Annotated in this window: 16 protein-coding genes and 2 tRNA genes; 5 read left to right on the top strand and 13 right to left on the bottom strand. The window is 34.5% G+C overall.

Translation table 11 applies throughout. The annotated features are described in order from the left end of the window. Positions 1–5 precede the first annotated feature (5 nt). Positions 6–1,223 (top strand): 2-oxoglutarate dehydrogenase complex dihydrolipoyllysine-residue succinyltransferase, encoded by a 1,218-nt coding sequence (gene odhB, locus EYD45_RS09515; RefSeq protein ID WP_130964314.1) that lies wholly within the window; start codon positions 6–8, stop codon positions 1,221–1,223. A 68-nt stretch (positions 1,224–1,291) separates the two neighbouring features. Here odhB and EYD45_RS09510 read toward each other — a convergent pair whose 3' ends face one another. From EYD45_RS09510 to EYD45_RS09475, 8 genes are all read right to left on the bottom strand, one after another. After that, positions 1,292–1,732 (bottom strand): LexA family protein, encoded by a 441-nt coding sequence (locus EYD45_RS09510; protein ID WP_130964313.1) that lies wholly within the window; start codon positions 1,730–1,732, stop codon positions 1,292–1,294. Between the two features lie 138 nt (positions 1,733–1,870). Then, the gene (locus EYD45_RS09505) at positions 1,871–2,350 is read right to left on the bottom strand and encodes an ExbD/TolR family protein (RefSeq protein ID WP_130964312.1); all 480 of its coding nucleotides are present in this window, start codon (positions 2,348–2,350) and stop codon (positions 1,871–1,873) included. Positions 2,351–2,371: 21 nt separating this feature from the next. Further along, positions 2,372–2,977, bottom strand: coding sequence for an ExbD/TolR family protein (locus EYD45_RS09500; protein WP_130964311.1), 606 nt, complete (start codon positions 2,975–2,977; stop codon positions 2,372–2,374). Positions 2,978–2,979: 2 nt separating this feature from the next. Further along, positions 2,980–3,414 carry a hypothetical protein gene (locus EYD45_RS09495; RefSeq protein ID WP_130964310.1) on the bottom strand — a complete coding sequence of 145 codons (435 nt, stop codon included), beginning with the start codon at positions 3,412–3,414 and terminating at the stop codon, positions 2,980–2,982. 21 nt (positions 3,415–3,435) lie between these two features. Further along, the gene (locus tag EYD45_RS09490) at positions 3,436–4,212 is read right to left on the bottom strand and encodes a MotA/TolQ/ExbB proton channel family protein (RefSeq protein ID WP_130964309.1); all 777 of its coding nucleotides are present in this window, start codon (positions 4,210–4,212) and stop codon (positions 3,436–3,438) included. Between the two features lie 74 nt (positions 4,213–4,286). Further along, positions 4,287–4,374 (bottom strand) — tRNA-Ser (locus EYD45_RS09485). Positions 4,375–4,449: 75 nt separating this feature from the next. Further along, on the bottom strand, positions 4,450–5,481 hold the full coding sequence (locus tag EYD45_RS09480) for an asparaginase (RefSeq protein ID WP_130964308.1): 1,032 nt from the start codon (positions 5,479–5,481) through the stop codon (positions 4,450–4,452). Next, positions 5,478–6,245, bottom strand: coding sequence for a TatD family hydrolase (locus EYD45_RS09475; protein ID WP_130964307.1), 768 nt, complete (start codon positions 6,243–6,245; stop codon positions 5,478–5,480). The genes EYD45_RS09480 and EYD45_RS09475 overlap by 4 nt, the downstream gene beginning before the upstream one ends. Before the next feature lie 83 nt (positions 6,246–6,328). Between EYD45_RS09475 and EYD45_RS09470 the strand changes: the two genes are divergently transcribed. Both EYD45_RS09470 and EYD45_RS09465 read left to right on the top strand, forming a co-directional pair. Next, complete coding sequence (locus tag EYD45_RS09470) at positions 6,329–6,772, top strand: retropepsin-like aspartic protease family protein (RefSeq protein ID WP_130964306.1); 444 nt, start codon at positions 6,329–6,331, stop codon at positions 6,770–6,772. A gap of 53 nt (positions 6,773–6,825) precedes the next feature. Further along, positions 6,826–7,455, top strand: a complete 630-nt coding sequence (locus tag EYD45_RS09465) for a response regulator (RefSeq protein WP_130964305.1) — start codon at positions 6,826–6,828, stop codon at positions 7,453–7,455. A 501-nt stretch (positions 7,456–7,956) separates the two neighbouring features. On the opposite strand, the gene EYD45_RS09460 is transcribed toward EYD45_RS09465, so the two are convergent. From EYD45_RS09460 to EYD45_RS09445, 4 genes are all read right to left on the bottom strand, one after another. Then, complete coding sequence (locus tag EYD45_RS09460; RefSeq protein WP_130964304.1) at positions 7,957–8,232, bottom strand: F0F1 ATP synthase subunit epsilon; 276 nt, start codon at positions 8,230–8,232, stop codon at positions 7,957–7,959. A gap of 81 nt (positions 8,233–8,313) precedes the next feature. Further along, complete coding sequence (gene atpD / locus EYD45_RS09455; RefSeq protein ID WP_130964303.1) at positions 8,314–9,822, bottom strand: F0F1 ATP synthase subunit beta; 1,509 nt, start codon at positions 9,820–9,822, stop codon at positions 8,314–8,316. 167 nt (positions 9,823–9,989) lie between these two features. Continuing rightward, positions 9,990–10,655 (bottom strand): 50S ribosomal protein L25/general stress protein Ctc, encoded by a 666-nt coding sequence (locus EYD45_RS09450; RefSeq protein WP_130964302.1) that lies wholly within the window; start codon positions 10,653–10,655, stop codon positions 9,990–9,992. Positions 10,656–10,682: 27 nt separating this feature from the next. After that, positions 10,683–11,624 (bottom strand): ribose-phosphate pyrophosphokinase, encoded by a 942-nt coding sequence (locus tag EYD45_RS09445; protein WP_130964301.1) that lies wholly within the window; start codon positions 11,622–11,624, stop codon positions 10,683–10,685. A 146-nt stretch (positions 11,625–11,770) separates the two neighbouring features. Here EYD45_RS09445 and EYD45_RS09440 point away from each other — a divergent pair. Then, positions 11,771–11,852 (top strand) — tRNA-Leu (locus EYD45_RS09440). A 496-nt stretch (positions 11,853–12,348) separates the two neighbouring features. After that, positions 12,349–15,585, top strand: coding sequence for an Eco57I restriction-modification methylase domain-containing protein (locus EYD45_RS09435; protein WP_130964300.1), 3,237 nt, complete (start codon positions 12,349–12,351; stop codon positions 15,583–15,585). A gap of 403 nt (positions 15,586–15,988) precedes the next feature. Here the strand turns inward: EYD45_RS09435 and EYD45_RS09430 are convergent, their stop codons facing one another. Next, the gene (locus EYD45_RS09430) at positions 15,989–16,240 is read right to left on the bottom strand and encodes a hypothetical protein (protein WP_130964299.1); all 252 of its coding nucleotides are present in this window, start codon (positions 16,238–16,240) and stop codon (positions 15,989–15,991) included. Position 16,241: the final 1 nt, after the last annotated feature.

The raw sequence follows: 16,241 nt of genomic DNA, 5'->3' as shown, positions 1-16,241 counted from the left end.
TACATATGATTTTAGAAATGAAAGTACCATCACCAGGAGAATCTATTACAGAAGTAGAGATTGCCGAATGGCTTGTAGAAGATGGTGATTATGTTGAAAAAGATCAAGCTATAGCTGAAGTAGATAGTGACAAAGCTACCTTAGAATTACCTGCAGAAGCTAGTGGTACTATCACATTAAAAGCAGAAGAAGGAGATGCTGTAGCAGTTGGGGCAGTAGTATGTCTTATAGATACAAGTGCTGAAAAACCAGAAGGTGGTGAAGCTCCAAAGTCAGAAGCCAAGGAAGAAAAAGCACCTAAAAAGGAAGCTTCCCCAGCACCTCAAACATCAGAAACGAAAACCTATGCAACAGGAACTGCAAGTCCTGCAGCTAAAAAAGTTTTAGCAGAAAAAGGCATTGATGCAAGCGCTATTAAAGGTACTGGAAAAGATGGGAGAATAACTAAAGATGATGCTGTTAAGGCTGTACCTTCCATGGGAACACCCTCTGGAGGAAACAGAAGCTCTTCTAGAAGCAAAATGTCTATGCTGCGTCGTAAAGTAGCAGAGCGTTTAGTAGAGGCTAAAAACACAACGGCAATGTTAACGACGTTTAATGAAGTTGACATGTCGCCTATTTTCGAATTAAGAAAAGAATACAAAGAGACGTTTAAGACAAAACATGGTGTAAGCTTAGGGTTTATGAGTTTCTTTACTTTAGCTGTTGTCAGAGCGCTTAAAATGTATCCTGCTGTTAACTCAATGATTGATGGTAAGGAAATGATTTCTTATGATTTCTGCGATATTAGTATTGCCGTTTCTGGTCCTAAAGGACTAATGGTGCCTGTTATGCGCAACGCTGAAAATTTAAGTTTTAGAGGTGTAGAATCTGAAGTAAAGCGTTTAGCCATAAGAGCGAGAGACGGACAGATTACTGTTGATGAAATGACGGGTGGTACATTTACCATTTCAAATGGAGGTGTTTTTGGAAGTATGCTATCTACACCAATAATTAACCCGCCACAAAGTGGAATTTTAGGTATGCACAATATTGTGGAGCGTCCTGTTGCTATTGATGGTAAGGTTGAAATAAGACCAATTATGTATGTTGCATTGTCATATGATCACAGAATTATCGATGGTAAAGAAAGTGTTGGCTTCTTAGTAGCTGTTAAAGAAGCTTTAGAAAATCCAGTAGAATTGTTGATGGATAATGATGTTAAAAAAGCTTTAGAACTCTAAAAAGCCTATATGATTTTAAATATCAAAAAGGCGAAACAAAATAAATGTTTCGCCTTTTTTATGTATCGCTATACCTTTTTTATAACATTAGTAACTATACCCCAAACCATAAAATTATTCTCTTCTGTAATCGGTATGGGTTCATAATTAGGGTTTTCTGGTTGTAACCAAACACCCTTAGCATTAACTTTCAGCCTTTTTACAGTGAACTCACCATCTAAAAAACAAACTGCAATTTTATTATGGGAAGGTTCCAAGCTTCTATCTATAACTAATAAATCGTTATCATCAAGCCCTGCCCCAATCATGGACTGTCCATTTACCCTTGCAAAAAAAGTAGCTTCTTTGTTTTTAATAAGTTCTCTATCTAATGACAATCGCTGTTCTTTAAAGTCATCTGCAGGAGAAGGAAACCCTGCAGATATTCCCATATCAAAAAACGGTACTCCCGAATGATTTAAGATTCTAGGGTTGAAAAAAGTAAGGTTTTGGGATTTGTGTAATAACATTTTGTATTGACTCTGAAAAATTACTATATAAAGTTAATAAAAATTGTATCCAATGGCTAGTCTTAAACACATACATCACATAAAAAAAGTCAAGATGCTATCTTGACTTTTTAATAAATATTAAGATTATTTTTCTTCTTATTGCATGTTCGATAAAGCATCACCCACACCTGTGGTGTAGTTTATTTTTAACGCATTTGTTTTTCTCAACTCCTGCTTAACATCCCCTACAATTCCCATATTGGCATCTTTGTCTACTTTAAGCGAAACTGTTAAAAAAGGAATAAGTTCTTCTCTTAGGGCAGCACGTTCGGCTCCAATAAACGAAATTATATCACCTACAGAAGCAAAATCATCATTAAGTTGAATTCTAGCTTCCGTACCGTATTGCTTGTAATTAGCACTCGGTTTCCCCATGTAAATGTAACTTACAGGGTTTTTCTTATCTAACTTCTCTACTTGATTTGCAACTGGCAGTGAATTTTTTATTTTAAGTTCGTTTTCCCTCATTACAGTAGCCACCATAAAGAAGAATAATAACATAAAAACAATATCAGGTAAGGATGCTGTATTAATTGGTGCTAATCCTCCATCTTTTTTCTTTTTAAACTTAGACATGTTTTATAAGTTTTAAATTATTTATTCAACTACTTCAGAAAGTTTTTGAGGAATCTCCAGTTTTATTTGGTCTATCAAATCTCCTAACTTCGTTTTATTACCAGTCCACCTTACATCATCATGTAATTTATTCATTTCTTGATAATTCATATTAGGAAACCCTTTTGAAGGACCAACTTCCAAAGCACGTCTGTTTCTCAATTCATTATACGCCGCTACCAACTCATTTTGAACAGATATATAAGCGCCATATGATGTCTGACGGTCATTCTTTAATGATATAATTGCTTTATCTGGATTGTCAGAGGATTTTGGATCTCTTGCGCCTTTACAGAAATCGCAAGTACCATCACCATTATTATCTAAAAACTCTACTGCTGCTTTTCTCAAATCCTTAATTTCCATAGGCTCATCCTCCACAAGCAATTGGTCATGCTTATTAATCAGAACCGTGAAAATATTTTTTTGCTTAATTATTGGCGGATCTGTTTCTTCAATAGGAGGAAGCTTTCGGTTAATTCCCGAATCTTTCTCAATGGTCGTAGTAACCAAGAAAAATATCAATAATAGGAAGGCAATATCGGCCATAGAGCCTGCATTAACTTCCGGTGCTGATCTTTTTGCCATAATTATTTAATCATTTTTTTAATTCCGTAAAACAACATCGATGCTCCAGCTATAAAGATAAGGAAGTAAAACAACCACAACCCTGCTCCTAATAACTTAGAGCCTCCAGCAGAAAGTGTACCACCATCTTTTAAAGGTGTTTCTACTCCCTGTGCAAGACCGAAATAGCAAATAAGTGCTAATAAGGCAAATAGCCCTAAACTTCTAAGTGTACGCTTAAGCGTATCAGGATTAGTAAATATATTCTTTAAGCTAAAGAGCACAACAAAAAGAATAACTAAGCCTAAAATGATATATGCAATAAACATAATTGAATCAACAGAGCCACTCGCATCACCCGCCTTTACAGCATCATCACCTGCCGAAATTATCATAGCCAGAAATAATATGGAGAGTACTCCAACTATGGCTAATACTATGGTTAATATTTTTTTCATAATAGTTACAATTTTAAATTATTACTTTTTGTGTTTGATAAGCATATCCATTAAAGAAATAGAAGAATCTTCCATATCATTAACGATGCTATCTATTTTAGCAATAATGTAATTGTAAAATATTTGAAGAATGATTGCCACTATAAGACCAAATACCGTTGTTAAAAGTGCTACTTTAATACCACCTGCAACCAATGTCGGGTTCATATCTCCTGCAGCTTCAATTTTATCAAATGCTTGAATCATACCTATTACCGTACCCATGAAACCAAGCATTGGTGCTAGTGCGATAAATAAAGAAATCCAAGATACATTCTTTTCTAGTTGTCCCATTTGAACGCCACCGTAAGCCACAACCGCTTTTTCAGCAGCTTCAATACCTTCGTCTGTTCTGTCCAAACCTTGATAAAAGATAGAAGCAATAGGTCCTTTTGTGTTTCTACAAACCTCTTTAGCAGCTTCTACACCACCAGAAGCCAAGGCGTCTTCTACATTTTGGGTTAGTTTCTTTGTATTTGTTGTAGATAGATTTAAAAAGATAATTCTCTCAATAGCAATTGCTAAACCTAGAATTAAACACAACAATACGATACCCATAAATCCTGGGCCTCCTTCAATAAAACGCTTTTTTAATCCTTGATGAAAACTTAGCTCTTCGTCAGCTGGTGCTGCATCATCGCTATCTTGAGTAGTTACAACAGTTGTTGCAGCAGTATTTACTGTTGCACTGGTAGTTGCATTTGCTGTTCCGAATGCCATCATTCCTGCAATGGCAAGGATAGAAAATAATCTTTTCATGTTCTAAATCTTAATTTTATTAGTTAAAGTGTTAAAGATATAAAAAATACAATTAAAAACTAAATATAATTGTGCAGAGAGGAAGGGATTCGAACCCTCGATACCCTTTTGAGGTATACACACTTTCCAGGCGTGCGCCTTCGACCACTCGGCCACCTCTCTGTGGCTTAATCGTATTTTTTAAGGAAGACCAAATAACAAAAAAAAAATCAAACGGTAAAACCTTTGCAGTTAATTTTAGACCATTTCTCCTCTAAGCGGCGTTTCAAACTTGGTTTTAAGCAGTTCAGCCGATTCATATTTACCCAATAAATACATTAGTTTGGTTAACGCTGATTCCGTGGTCATATCCTTTCCAGATATGACACCTATACGTTTTAAATGGCTACTCGTTTCATATTGCCCCATATTTACACTCCCTCCAACACATTGGGTTACGTTTATAATAGGTATGCCTTTTGAAATAGACTCCTTTAAAACATCAAGAAACCATTGGTCGGTAGTGCAATTACCAGACCCATAAGTCTCCAAAATAACGCCTTTTATATTTGGATTAGCAACAACACTTTTTACAAAGGATTCGGTAATCCCAGGAAAAAGTTTAATTATAGCAATATTACTCTCCAACCTTTTATGAACCTTCAAAGGCTCATTAGTGTTAATTTGAAATAAATATTGACGGTTAATTTTTAAATGCACGCCTGACTCTGCTAAACATGGATAATTTAAAGACTTAAATGCTTGAAAATGTTCCGCGTTAATTTTAGTGGTGCGATTACCACGGTACAATTTATATTCAAAATATAAACACACCTCCTTAATAACTGGCTGATTATTCTCTCGTAAAGAAGCAATTTGAATAGAGGTAATTAAATTCTCTTTAGCATCTGTTCTTAAATCTCCAATTGGCAATTGTGCACCTGTAAATACTATTGGTTTTGCTAAATTTTCCAACATAAAACTTAACGCCGAAGCCGTATAACTCATCGTATCACTGCCATGAAGTATTACAAACCCATCAAACTTACTGTAATGAGACTCAATAATGTCTGCTATTTGGGCCCAATATTCAGGATTCATATTACTAGAATCAATAGGGTGCTTAAAGGATATGGTCTCAATTTTGCAATCCAGCAGTTTCAATTCTGGTATTTGCTTTAATAAATTGTTAAAATTGAATGCATGTAGCGTCCCAGTTTCGGCATCCTTCACCATTCCTATGGTACCACCAGTGTAAACTAAAAGTATGTTTGGTTTAACAAGACTCATATTTTAAAAACATCTTTTGAATTTTGAGTTGTAATTTTTGCAACCTCTTCCTTTGAAACCTTATAAATTTCAGATATTTTTTCCAATACATTTATAATGTAGGCACTTTCATTGCGTTTGCCCCTGTAGGGTACTGGTGATAAATAAGGCGCATCGGTTTCCAATACAATATGCTTCAAGTCTATTTGATTTAAAAACTTATCTATTTTTCCATTTTTAAACGTTGAGACACCTCCAATGCCCAATTTCATATTGTAGGATATAGCTCGATGTGCTTGCTCCAAAGTCCCTGTAAAACAATGAAATATACCGAAAAGTTTATCATCTTTTTCACTCTCTAACACCTCGAAGATTTCATCAAAAGACTCCCTAGAATGAATTACTATGGGCAATTTATATTTTTTTGCCAACTGAATTTGATATTTAAATGCCTTTATTTGAATATCCAATGTGGTTTTATCCCAGTATAAATCAATCCCAATTTCTCCAACAGCATAAAACTTTTGTTTTTCCAACATGTCCTCCACATGCCGCAGCTCTTCCAAATAATTATCTTTTACATGTGTAGGATGCAAACCCATCATTAAAAAAACGTTTTCTGGGAAATCCTTTTCCAATTGAAGCATGGACAATGTATATGTTGAATCAATTGCAGGAATGAAGAATCGAGAAACGCCAAGCTCCAAAGCACGATGAATCATATCATACCGATCTTCATCAAAAGCTTCACTATATAGATGGGTGTGTGTATCAGTAATAATCAATTGTAAAATACTTAATTATGTTTAACCGTTTTATTTGTAAAAGTAATTGATTTTATAGATTATATTTGTTTAAAATTGAACTTATGGATGTCTCTCTTCAAAATTTTCTACTTGAAAAAGGCTATACTAAAATTAAACTAAGACTTACCAAAACGAATCATTTTGAAATAAAAGCCTCAATCAATGGGGTTAGAGGCAGATTTATTTTGGATACTGGAGCCTCCAGTTCTTGCGTAGGTTTTGAAGGCATTGATCTTTTTAATTTAAAAGTAAAAGACTCCAATATTTTGGCAGCAGGTGCAGGCGCTACGGATATGGAAACCAAAATGTCCAAGAAAAACAAAGTTAAAATTGGTAAATGGAACCATGATAAAGTAGTTCTGGTATTGTTTAATTTGGTCCATGTAAATACAGCCTTGGTAAATCATGACTCCAAGCCGGTTGATGGTATTATTGGTGCAGATATCCTAAAAAAAGGTAAAGCCGTAATTGATTATGAGAAAAAATATCTATATTTAAAATTGTAAATCTTCAAAGATTTACCCAATCAATTAATAGCAAATAATATCCCTAGACTTAAATGCACACATCTATAGTAATAGCTGATGACCATCCGCTAATGCTGAGAGGTTTAACAGACTTTCTTACTTCCAAAGGTTATAATATTTTAGGAAGTGCTGAAGATGGTAAAACTGCTTATAATCTTATAGTAAAACTTAAACCAAAAATTGCCATCCTCGACATTAGGATGCCTTTTAAAACTGGTCTGGATATAGCAGAATTGGTGCAAAAAAACGATTTACCTACCAAAGTTATCCTAATTACATTTGATAAAGAAGAGGAACTCTACGATCAAGCTTTAGAGTACGGGGTTTACGGCTATATTTTAAAGGAGTTTGCCATTGAAGAAATAGAAACTTGTATCGCTCATGTAGAAAATAATCAAGCCTATTTTAGTGAGGAAATTGCAGAATATCTTAATCACAACCAAAACAGCAAACCTGAAAAGTTAGAGCTTCTCACAAAATCTGAGTTAAAAATTGTGAGGCTGATATCAGAAAACAAAACATCCCAAGAAATAGCAGACGAACTATCCATTTCGCCAAGAACGGTTGATAAGCACCGAAGCAATATTGTGTCAAAACTTGAATTAGATTATAAACCTACTTCATTATCCATTTGGGCCAATTTAAATAAGCCTTATTTATAAAATACGTACAAGTACGTATTTTATAATTCTTTGATATGATTTACTTTTACAGTGCTATTAATTAGTTCTTAGGGAGAATTATTGAAAGTCCTAGATTGTAAAATCTAGGGCTTTCGCCTTTACGGTATATCCAACCTGTAAATAAAAATACGTACAACTGCGTATTTTTTTTTTGAAGTCTTACATATACCTTTACACAAGCTATTAATCAATTCTTTTGAGAGAGAATTACTTGAAACTCTGTATTGTAGTGATACAGGGTTTCTTTTACCAAACTCAAAAGAAACCCTAACTTAAAATTATTAATCCATTATGAAAACTACAGAAACTATCCTGGACACTTCATTTGCAATTGGACTCGCAATTTTAGTTGTTGCTACAATTGCAATAAACCTACTGGTTATTATTTTTTAAACTTTATTTCATTTTAGTTAGTTGAAATGAAAAACCCCAAAACATTGCGTTTCGGGGTTTTTTATATAATTAAGTTTTAAAAGTTTTTTAATCTGCCAGCACAATAATTTTATTGTCCTTCATTTCAATAGTACCAGCATTAATTGGCAGCCAAAATCCTTTATTCGTCTTTGTGAATTTTGATTCCACCTCTTCGTCTAAAGTTATGTTTCCAGATATTTTAACGTTACCTTCTTTAAGCAAAGAGACTATTGGTGCGTGATCTTTTAGCATTTCAAATTCACCATTTACTCCAGGAACAGCAACAGAATCTACTTCTCCGCTAAATAATGTCGCTTCAGGCGATACAATTTCTAAATACATAATTTTTCAGTATTCAGTATTCAGTATTCAGTACGCAATGTCGGCTTACTGCCAATTGCGACTGTAAACTGCTTACTAATTTTAAGCTTCAGCTAACATTTTCTCACCAGCTTCAATCGCATCCTCGATAGTACCCTTAAGGTTAAAAGCTGCTTCAGGAAGGTGATCTAACTCACCGTCCATAATCATGTTAAATCCTTTAATCGTTTCTTTGATATCTACCAACACCCCAGGTATACCAGTAAACTGCTCAGCTACGTGGAAAGGTTGAGATAAGAAACGTTGTACTCGACGTGCTCTAGATACAGCTAATTTATCTTCTTCAGATAATTCCTCCATACCAAGAATTGCGATAATATCTTGTAATTCTTTATAACGTTGTAACAACTCTTTTACGCGTTGTGCACAATCATAGTGGTCATCTCCTAAAATATCGGCTGTTAAAATTCTTGATGTAGAATCTAATGGATCTACCGCAGGATAGATACCAAGCTCGGCAATTTTACGAGACAGTACTGTTGTTGCATCTAGGTGAGCAAAGGTTGTTGCTGGAGCAGGGTCAGTTAAATCATCCGCAGGTACGTAAACCGCCTGTACAGATGTAATAGATCCTTTTTTAGTTGAAGTAATACGCTCTTGCATTGCACCCATCTCAGTTGCCAATGTTGGTTGGTAACCTACCGCAGATGGCATACGACCTAAAAGTGCAGACACCTCAGAACCGGCTTGCGTAAAACGGAAAATGTTATCGACGAAGAAAAGTACATCTTTTCCTTGTCCGTCCCCAGCACCATCACGGAAATATTCTGCGATAGTCAAACCTGATAGCGCCACACGTGCACGTGCTCCAGGAGGCTCATTCATTTGTCCAAATACGAAAGTTGCTTTAGAATCTAACATAGCTTTCTTATCAACCTTGGTCAAATCCCATCCACCTTCTTCCATAGAATGCAAAAAGTCATCGCCATACTTGATAATTCCAGATTCTAACATCTCTCTTAAAAGGTCATTTCCTTCACGCGTTCTTTCACCTACACCAGCAAATACTGATAAACCACCGTGACCTTTTGCAATATTGTTAATCAACTCCTGAATCAATACCGTTTTACCTACACCAGCACCACCAAATAAACCAATTTTACCACCTTTAGCGTAAGGCTCAATCAAATCGATTACTTTAATCCCAGTAAATAAAACCTCAGTGGATGTTGATAAATCTTCAAACTTTGGTGCTTGTCTATGGATAGGCAAACCTGCTTTTCCTGCTTTAGGTAAATCTCCTAAACCATCAATTGCATCACCAATTACATTAAATAATCGTCCATAAACATCTTCACCAATCGGCATTTGTATTGGAGCGCCAGTTGCATTAACTTCAGTACCTCTACTTAAACCGTCAGAAGAATCCATCGCAATAGTACGTACTGTATCCTCACCAATGTGAGACTGTACCTCTAGTACTAAAGTGGAACCATCTGGTCTATTAATTTCTAATGAATCGTAAATTTTTGGAAGTTCTGAACCTGCTGCAAACTCAACGTCAATAACTGGTCCTACAATTTGGGCAACTTTACCTGTAACTTTAGACATTACTTATGTATTTAATATTATGCGACTTAATTGATAAAAGCCTCTTTTAGTTTTCGCGTGCAAAGATATATTTTTTAATTTAAAATTAAAGTCGATTTTCAAGGTTTTTTACAATAAAAAAGCACCCCTTGTCTGGAGGTGCTTTTATCGTTTTATTTATGGAATAATTATTCCTGAGAAGCCTCTGCTGCTGGTGCTTCTGCTCCAGCTCCTTCAGCCGGTGCTTCTGCTCCTTCAGCTCCTTCTTCTCCTTCAACTTCTTCTTCGTCTTCATCATCAACAATTGCAGTTCTAGCCGTTTTAATCTGGCAAACCACAGTGTTATCTGAATGTAGAAAAGTATATCCTTCGCTTGGTAAATCACCCACCGCAACTTTATCACCTATCTTAAGAGGTGTAATGTCAATCTCAATAAAATCTGGTAAGTTTGCTGGAAGTGCTTTAATACGCAATTTTCTATTGTTTCTTCTTAAAACACCACCGTTTTTAACACCTTTTGAATTACCAACAAGTTGAACAGGTATGTTTAAAGCAATTTCCTTATCCTCAAACAGTTGATAGAAGTCTACATGTAAAATTCTATCCGTTACAGGATGAAATTGAATATCTTGGAGTACTGCATTTAAAGTTTCTCCATTGTCAAGCTCAATCACAACTGTATGCGCATTAGGCGTGTATACAAGTTTAGAGAAAGCCAATTCTGGTGCAGAGAAATGCACTGGCTTATCCCCTCCGTATAATACGCAAGGAACCTGTCCAGCATTACGTAAGGCCTTTGTTGCTTTTTTGCCCACGCTTTCTCTTTGAGATCCGTTGATTGTAATTGATTTCATAATTGATTTATATAATTGTTTATTAATTTACATTACAAATTTTGAGCTGATAGAACGGTTATGGTGTACCTTATCCATAACCTCGGCAAATAAATCTGCACAACTCAATACTCTAATTTTATCGTTTTCTTCTTTTAAAGGAATGGAATCTGTTGTGATTAACTCCTCAAGTTTAGAATCAGATAACCTTTCATAAGCACTCCCAGACAATATGGGGTGCGTACAAATAGCCCTTACACTAAGTGCTCCTCTTTCTATCATCAAATCTGCAGCTTTAGTTAAAGTTCCTGCTGTATCTACCATGTCGTCAACCAGCACAACATTTTTACCAGTAACATCCCCAATCAATTCCATATGGGAAATCACATTGGCCTTCGCGCGCTGCTTATAACATATTACCACATCGCTTTCCAGTGCCTTAGAATAGGCATAAGCTCTTTTTGAACCTCCCATATCTGGCGAAGCAATAGTTAAATTTGGCAAATTTAAACTCCTTAAGTAAGGCAAAAAGATGGTAGATGCAAATAAGTGATCCACCGGCTTTTCAAAGAACCCTTGAATTTGGTCTGCATGCAAATCCATGGTAATAATTCGAGTTGCTCCAGCAGCTTCCAACATTTTTGCCACTAACTTTGCTGCAATTGGCACTCTTGGTTTGTCCTTTCTATCCTGTCTTGCCCAACCAAAATATGGCATAACGGCTGTGATATGTCTTGCAGACGCACGTTTAGCGGCATCAATCATTAACAGCATTTCCATTAAATTTCTTGGGCTTGGGTGTGTTGATCCTATAATGAAAATCCTAGTGCCTCTAATAGACTCCTCGTAGGATGGCTGAAATTCACCATCACTATATGTAGAGGTTATAACGTTACCCAGTTCAGCTCCAAAAGCTTTGGCGATTTTCTCACCTAGCACTGTACTTTGTGTACATGCAAAAATTTTAGCTTCAGTTTTTACAACGCCCATGGTTAACTAGTTGTTATTTAGGATTTAAAAAGATAGGTTTTTAAAACGAGGTGCAAATTTATACATTTATTTCAACCTAAAAAGTATAATCTGGTTAATTTTAGTTGTAATTCAATAAAAAAAATTATTTTTGCTGTCCAAAATTTGCTCAAGTGGCGGAATTGGTAGACGCGCTGGATTCAAAATCCAGTTTCTTCGGAAGTGTGGGTTCGATTCCCACCTTGAGTACATGTAAAATCCGTAAATAGCTAACTACAAAGCTTTTACGGATTTCTTGTTTTTATAATTGTACGATTTATGTACGATTAAGCAACTTTTGTATACTATTCTTTTAGAGAGTTGGCGAGGTTTGAATCCCTTTTTCTTCGCTGAATAAAATCGTAATTAACAGTTTTTTAGTTGGTTATGATTTTTTAATTCAATATTATCCCCACATAAGTCCCATATTGATTTGTTTTTAAACTTCTTTTTGACTGTCTTATTAGAAGGCAGATGCTCTGTCCAGCTGAGCTAAGATGTTTTTTAGCCTTTGTGATTCCAGAGAACAAATGTGCTTGTTTTTGCTTCACTTTAACCTGTTAGTCTATGATAATCTTTTTGTTTTTAAGATAGTTAGTAAGCATAGCCTCAAATTACTTTTTTGTTATTTCTTAAATAAATTTAGCAGATTAAAAACTTTGGTTTTATTTTCACAGTGTGAAATAAAATGAGATTCAATTCGATAATGGGAATAGATAGTATATTAAGCAGTAAAGAATATGAATGCAAGCTTAGTGAGCACTTAACTACATTAATAATTAGGACGAAATCGGCTTCAACTGAGGCTGATGTTGCATTCGCCTTTGAATCTGAGATCTATTTTTTTGTCAGAACCTTGTTTAATATAGATCTAGAATTTAGAAAAGAGGCTGGTCAATCTTCTCTAAGACATAAGTTTACAGGAAGAATGGATGCTGTTTGTAACAATCTTGTTATTGAATATAAGAACAAAGGTAAATTGGATAGTGAGAATGATAAGAAGAAGGCGGAATCACAGTTGTCAGATTATTTAAATCAACTTTTAGAATCAGAAAAATTTGAATATCACGGTGTTTTGACAGACGGTATTAAAATCAAATACATTTATTATCAAGAAGGTATTTTACATTCAACGTCTTACAAGAATATCGATGAACAGGATCTTGATAAGCTCATTCGATCTCTTGTTGATGTGACTAATAAAAGATTTGTTCCCCAAAACGTAGTAAACGATTTTAAAATTAATACAAGGTCACAAACGACTTTGAAGCTTGCTAGAAGCTTATTTAACAAGTTAATGGAAAGCCCTTCAGATAAAACTTCAATGCTGTTCCAAGAATGGGAAGTACTTTTTCATCTGTCAGAGACTGACAAAGGGCAAAATGAAGATATTAAGAAAAGACGAGTTGCATTAAGTAAAGTGTTTGACTTAAATATTTCAGATAGTGAGACCGACTATAAGGCTTTATTCGCATTACAAACCACTTACGCTGTAATTGTTAAACTAATTGCTTGTAAGGTAGTAACAAAAATTGAATTTAATAAGAACATTGAATATTTTTCAGATTTAAGTGATATCGATTCAGATACTTTACGACAATTCATTGAATACATAGAAGATGGTTATGTTTTTCAAACCGGTGGAATTAGAAATCTATTGGAAGGAGATTTTTTCTCTTGGTACTGTGACGAAGAAATATGGACTCAGGAATTAGCAGGTTTAATACTTGATATAGTGCATGTCCTTGAAGGTTACTCAATTAGCTTTTATAAACATGGTTATACAACAATAGACATTTTTATCGATTTATACATGGAGATTATGCCTCCTGAAGTTAGGCATAGTTTAGGGGAATATTTTACCCCTGCTTGGTTAGCAGATTACGTTGTAAAGGAAAGTATTTCAACCGTCAACAAAAGTGATTTTCATGCAATCGATCCGTGTTGTGGAAGTGGTGTTTTTGTAATGTCTCTTATAAAAAACATAATTGGAGATACCGATGTGGTTGGTCTAAACACTAGTGAAAAGTCCAAATTGCTAAAATCAATAATCCAAAGAGTCAAAGGTGTTGATATTAATCCTTTATCTGTACTTACAGCTAAGGTCTGTTTTTATTTATCCGTAAAGCCTTTAATTAACGGTGATGATATAGAGATACCTATATATCTTGGTGATTCAGCTAATATACCAACTAAAGTTGAGCTGAATAAAGTAAACTGTTATAAGTATACAGTAAACACTAAACAAGAAAATATAGATGTGGTACTACCCAGCTCATTTGTTGAAAGTAGTGAGTTTTTTTCACAAATGAGTCAAATTCAAGCGATTATTAAAGCAGAAGATCCAGGTTTGGTTTATCAGAAGTTTGCTGATAACATTAATCAAAGTGATCTAAATGATGAAGTAACAGATAAACTCATCTCTCTTTCTAATCAATTAGTGAGATTGCACAAAAATAATTGGGATGGTATCTGGATTAGAATAGTTTCTAACTTCATGCTTGTGGCTAGAGTAAAGAACATAGATATAATTGTTGGAAATCCGCCATGGATTAAATGGGAATTTTTACCTCAAGCTTATGCTGAAAAAATAAAAAGTCTTTGTGTTGATAGGCATTTATTTTCAGGTCAAACTTACATGGGAGCAATTAGTTTAAATATTTGTGCACTTATAGCTAATGTAACAGCCTCAGCATGGTTAAAGGAAGGTGGTGTACTTTCGTTTTTGATGCCTAAGACTCTAATGACACAGGATTCTTATGCCGGTTTTAGAAACTTCTACATTGATGTACAGAATAACCAGCGTATGTATTTACAAAAACTTGATGATTGGACGGGTGCAGGTAATCCATTCATAGATACACAAGAGAAATTTATGACCTACTATTATCAACATCTAACAAAGGATTACTTTAAAGACGGTATACCAATTAAAGCTTTTAAGAAAAAACGAGGAATTAAGATAAGTAGTATAAACGAAAAACAGTCATTTAAGGAAGTAGGTGATTATTTTGAAATATCAGCTCCTAAAGCATACCAGATGGATCTTCAACGTACTGGTTACACTACCTTTGACGAGGAGTTTATTGATAGAAAGAATGACTTCAGCTCAATTATTGGTGAATGCGAATACAAAGCTAGAAGTGGTGTCGAATTTACACCTGCTGAAATATATTTCATAGAACCGGTAAAACCTGTTTCAAGAAAAAACGCATATTTATTCAAACCTGCTAAGTTTAAAAATTCTACTTATAAAAGCCTGAGCAACTTACCAGTTATGCTGGAAACTATGTTCATCCGTCCAGTTATTAAAGCCCCTGAAATAATTCCATTCGGTTTTAAAGAAAATTCAAATTACTGTATTTTCCCTTATGAGGAAGGAATTTCAAAATCCGCTGAACCTTCTGTGTTGGCAAAACACAGTCCTTCATTATTGAAATATTTCACAAATAATAAAGCAACAATAGGAAAACAATCTAAAAGGAGTTTGACAATTTCAAGAGGATCAGCATTTTATTCGCTATCTAAAGTCGGAGATTATACTTACTCTCCATATAAAGTAACGTTTAGAGATAACACTAAACTAAGTAGTGCAGTTGTTCAAGATATAGAAACTCCTTGGGGAGAATCAATTACACCTATTTGTGCCAAGCACTGTCCGTATATCAGTAAGGACAAGACAGGTAGGAATATTACTGAGGACGAAGCATATTATTTATGTGGAATATTGAATTCTACCATAGTAAGACAGTACTTCAAGTTTACCTATAGTACAAGGTCATACAGTATTAATTTTAATATAAAAATGCCATTATATGATGATACCAATAAGTATCATAAAAAAATTATGTTACTTGCACGATATGCTACTGCTAATGGCCCAAATGATAGTATTTACAGTGAACTGGACAGCAATTATTTAGCGTTGTGTAGGGAGAGCTAACCATTTGTTTAAATTACTATTTAGCTTCTTGCGTGGATATTTTACATAATGCAGTTGTAGTTTACAACTAGTTTGTACTATAACTACACATTAAGTAAACATAGCTTTGGCATGATATTAAATACTAAAAGTTATTGAACCCCTTTAGTAAAAGACAAAACCATGTGAATTATTCAACTTTAAACTACCAACATATAAACCTAACCTTATATATTACACTTCAAGGAACATAACTTTTTGTGTTATGCAGCTTCATAAATTAACTTATAAGATTAGGTCTTGATGTGCTGGTGATCTGCAGAGCAGATTTTCTCAGTGGTTTTATTATTATAGAGCCAAAACCGTCTCAGAAAATGTTCTATTTCCATAGAACCAAAAGATACAGCATAATGCTCTTTATCACTTATTTTGTTAGAATGTCAAAATAGTAGGTGTGATAGTTCTTACCATCTAAATGAAACACAATTCTAGCCCATGTGGTGATTTTCAATTCATTGCATTTCACAATCTGATTTTTACGAAAATCTCCAATATCTGCTATCACTTTTAATTTAAGTGGTGTTTTTAACTTTATAATTCTATTTTCTTCATTTACAACATAAATGATGTTTGGTGAGCATGATTTTAACAGCTCAATCAATTCTTTATTACTCATT

This window comes from Hyunsoonleella flava (assembly GCF_004310325.1).
Taxonomy (GTDB): domain Bacteria; phylum Bacteroidota; class Bacteroidia; order Flavobacteriales; family Flavobacteriaceae; genus Jejuia; species Jejuia flava.
Note: the sequence above shows the minus strand (reverse complement) of the source record. Positions and strands in the feature narration are given on the sequence as shown.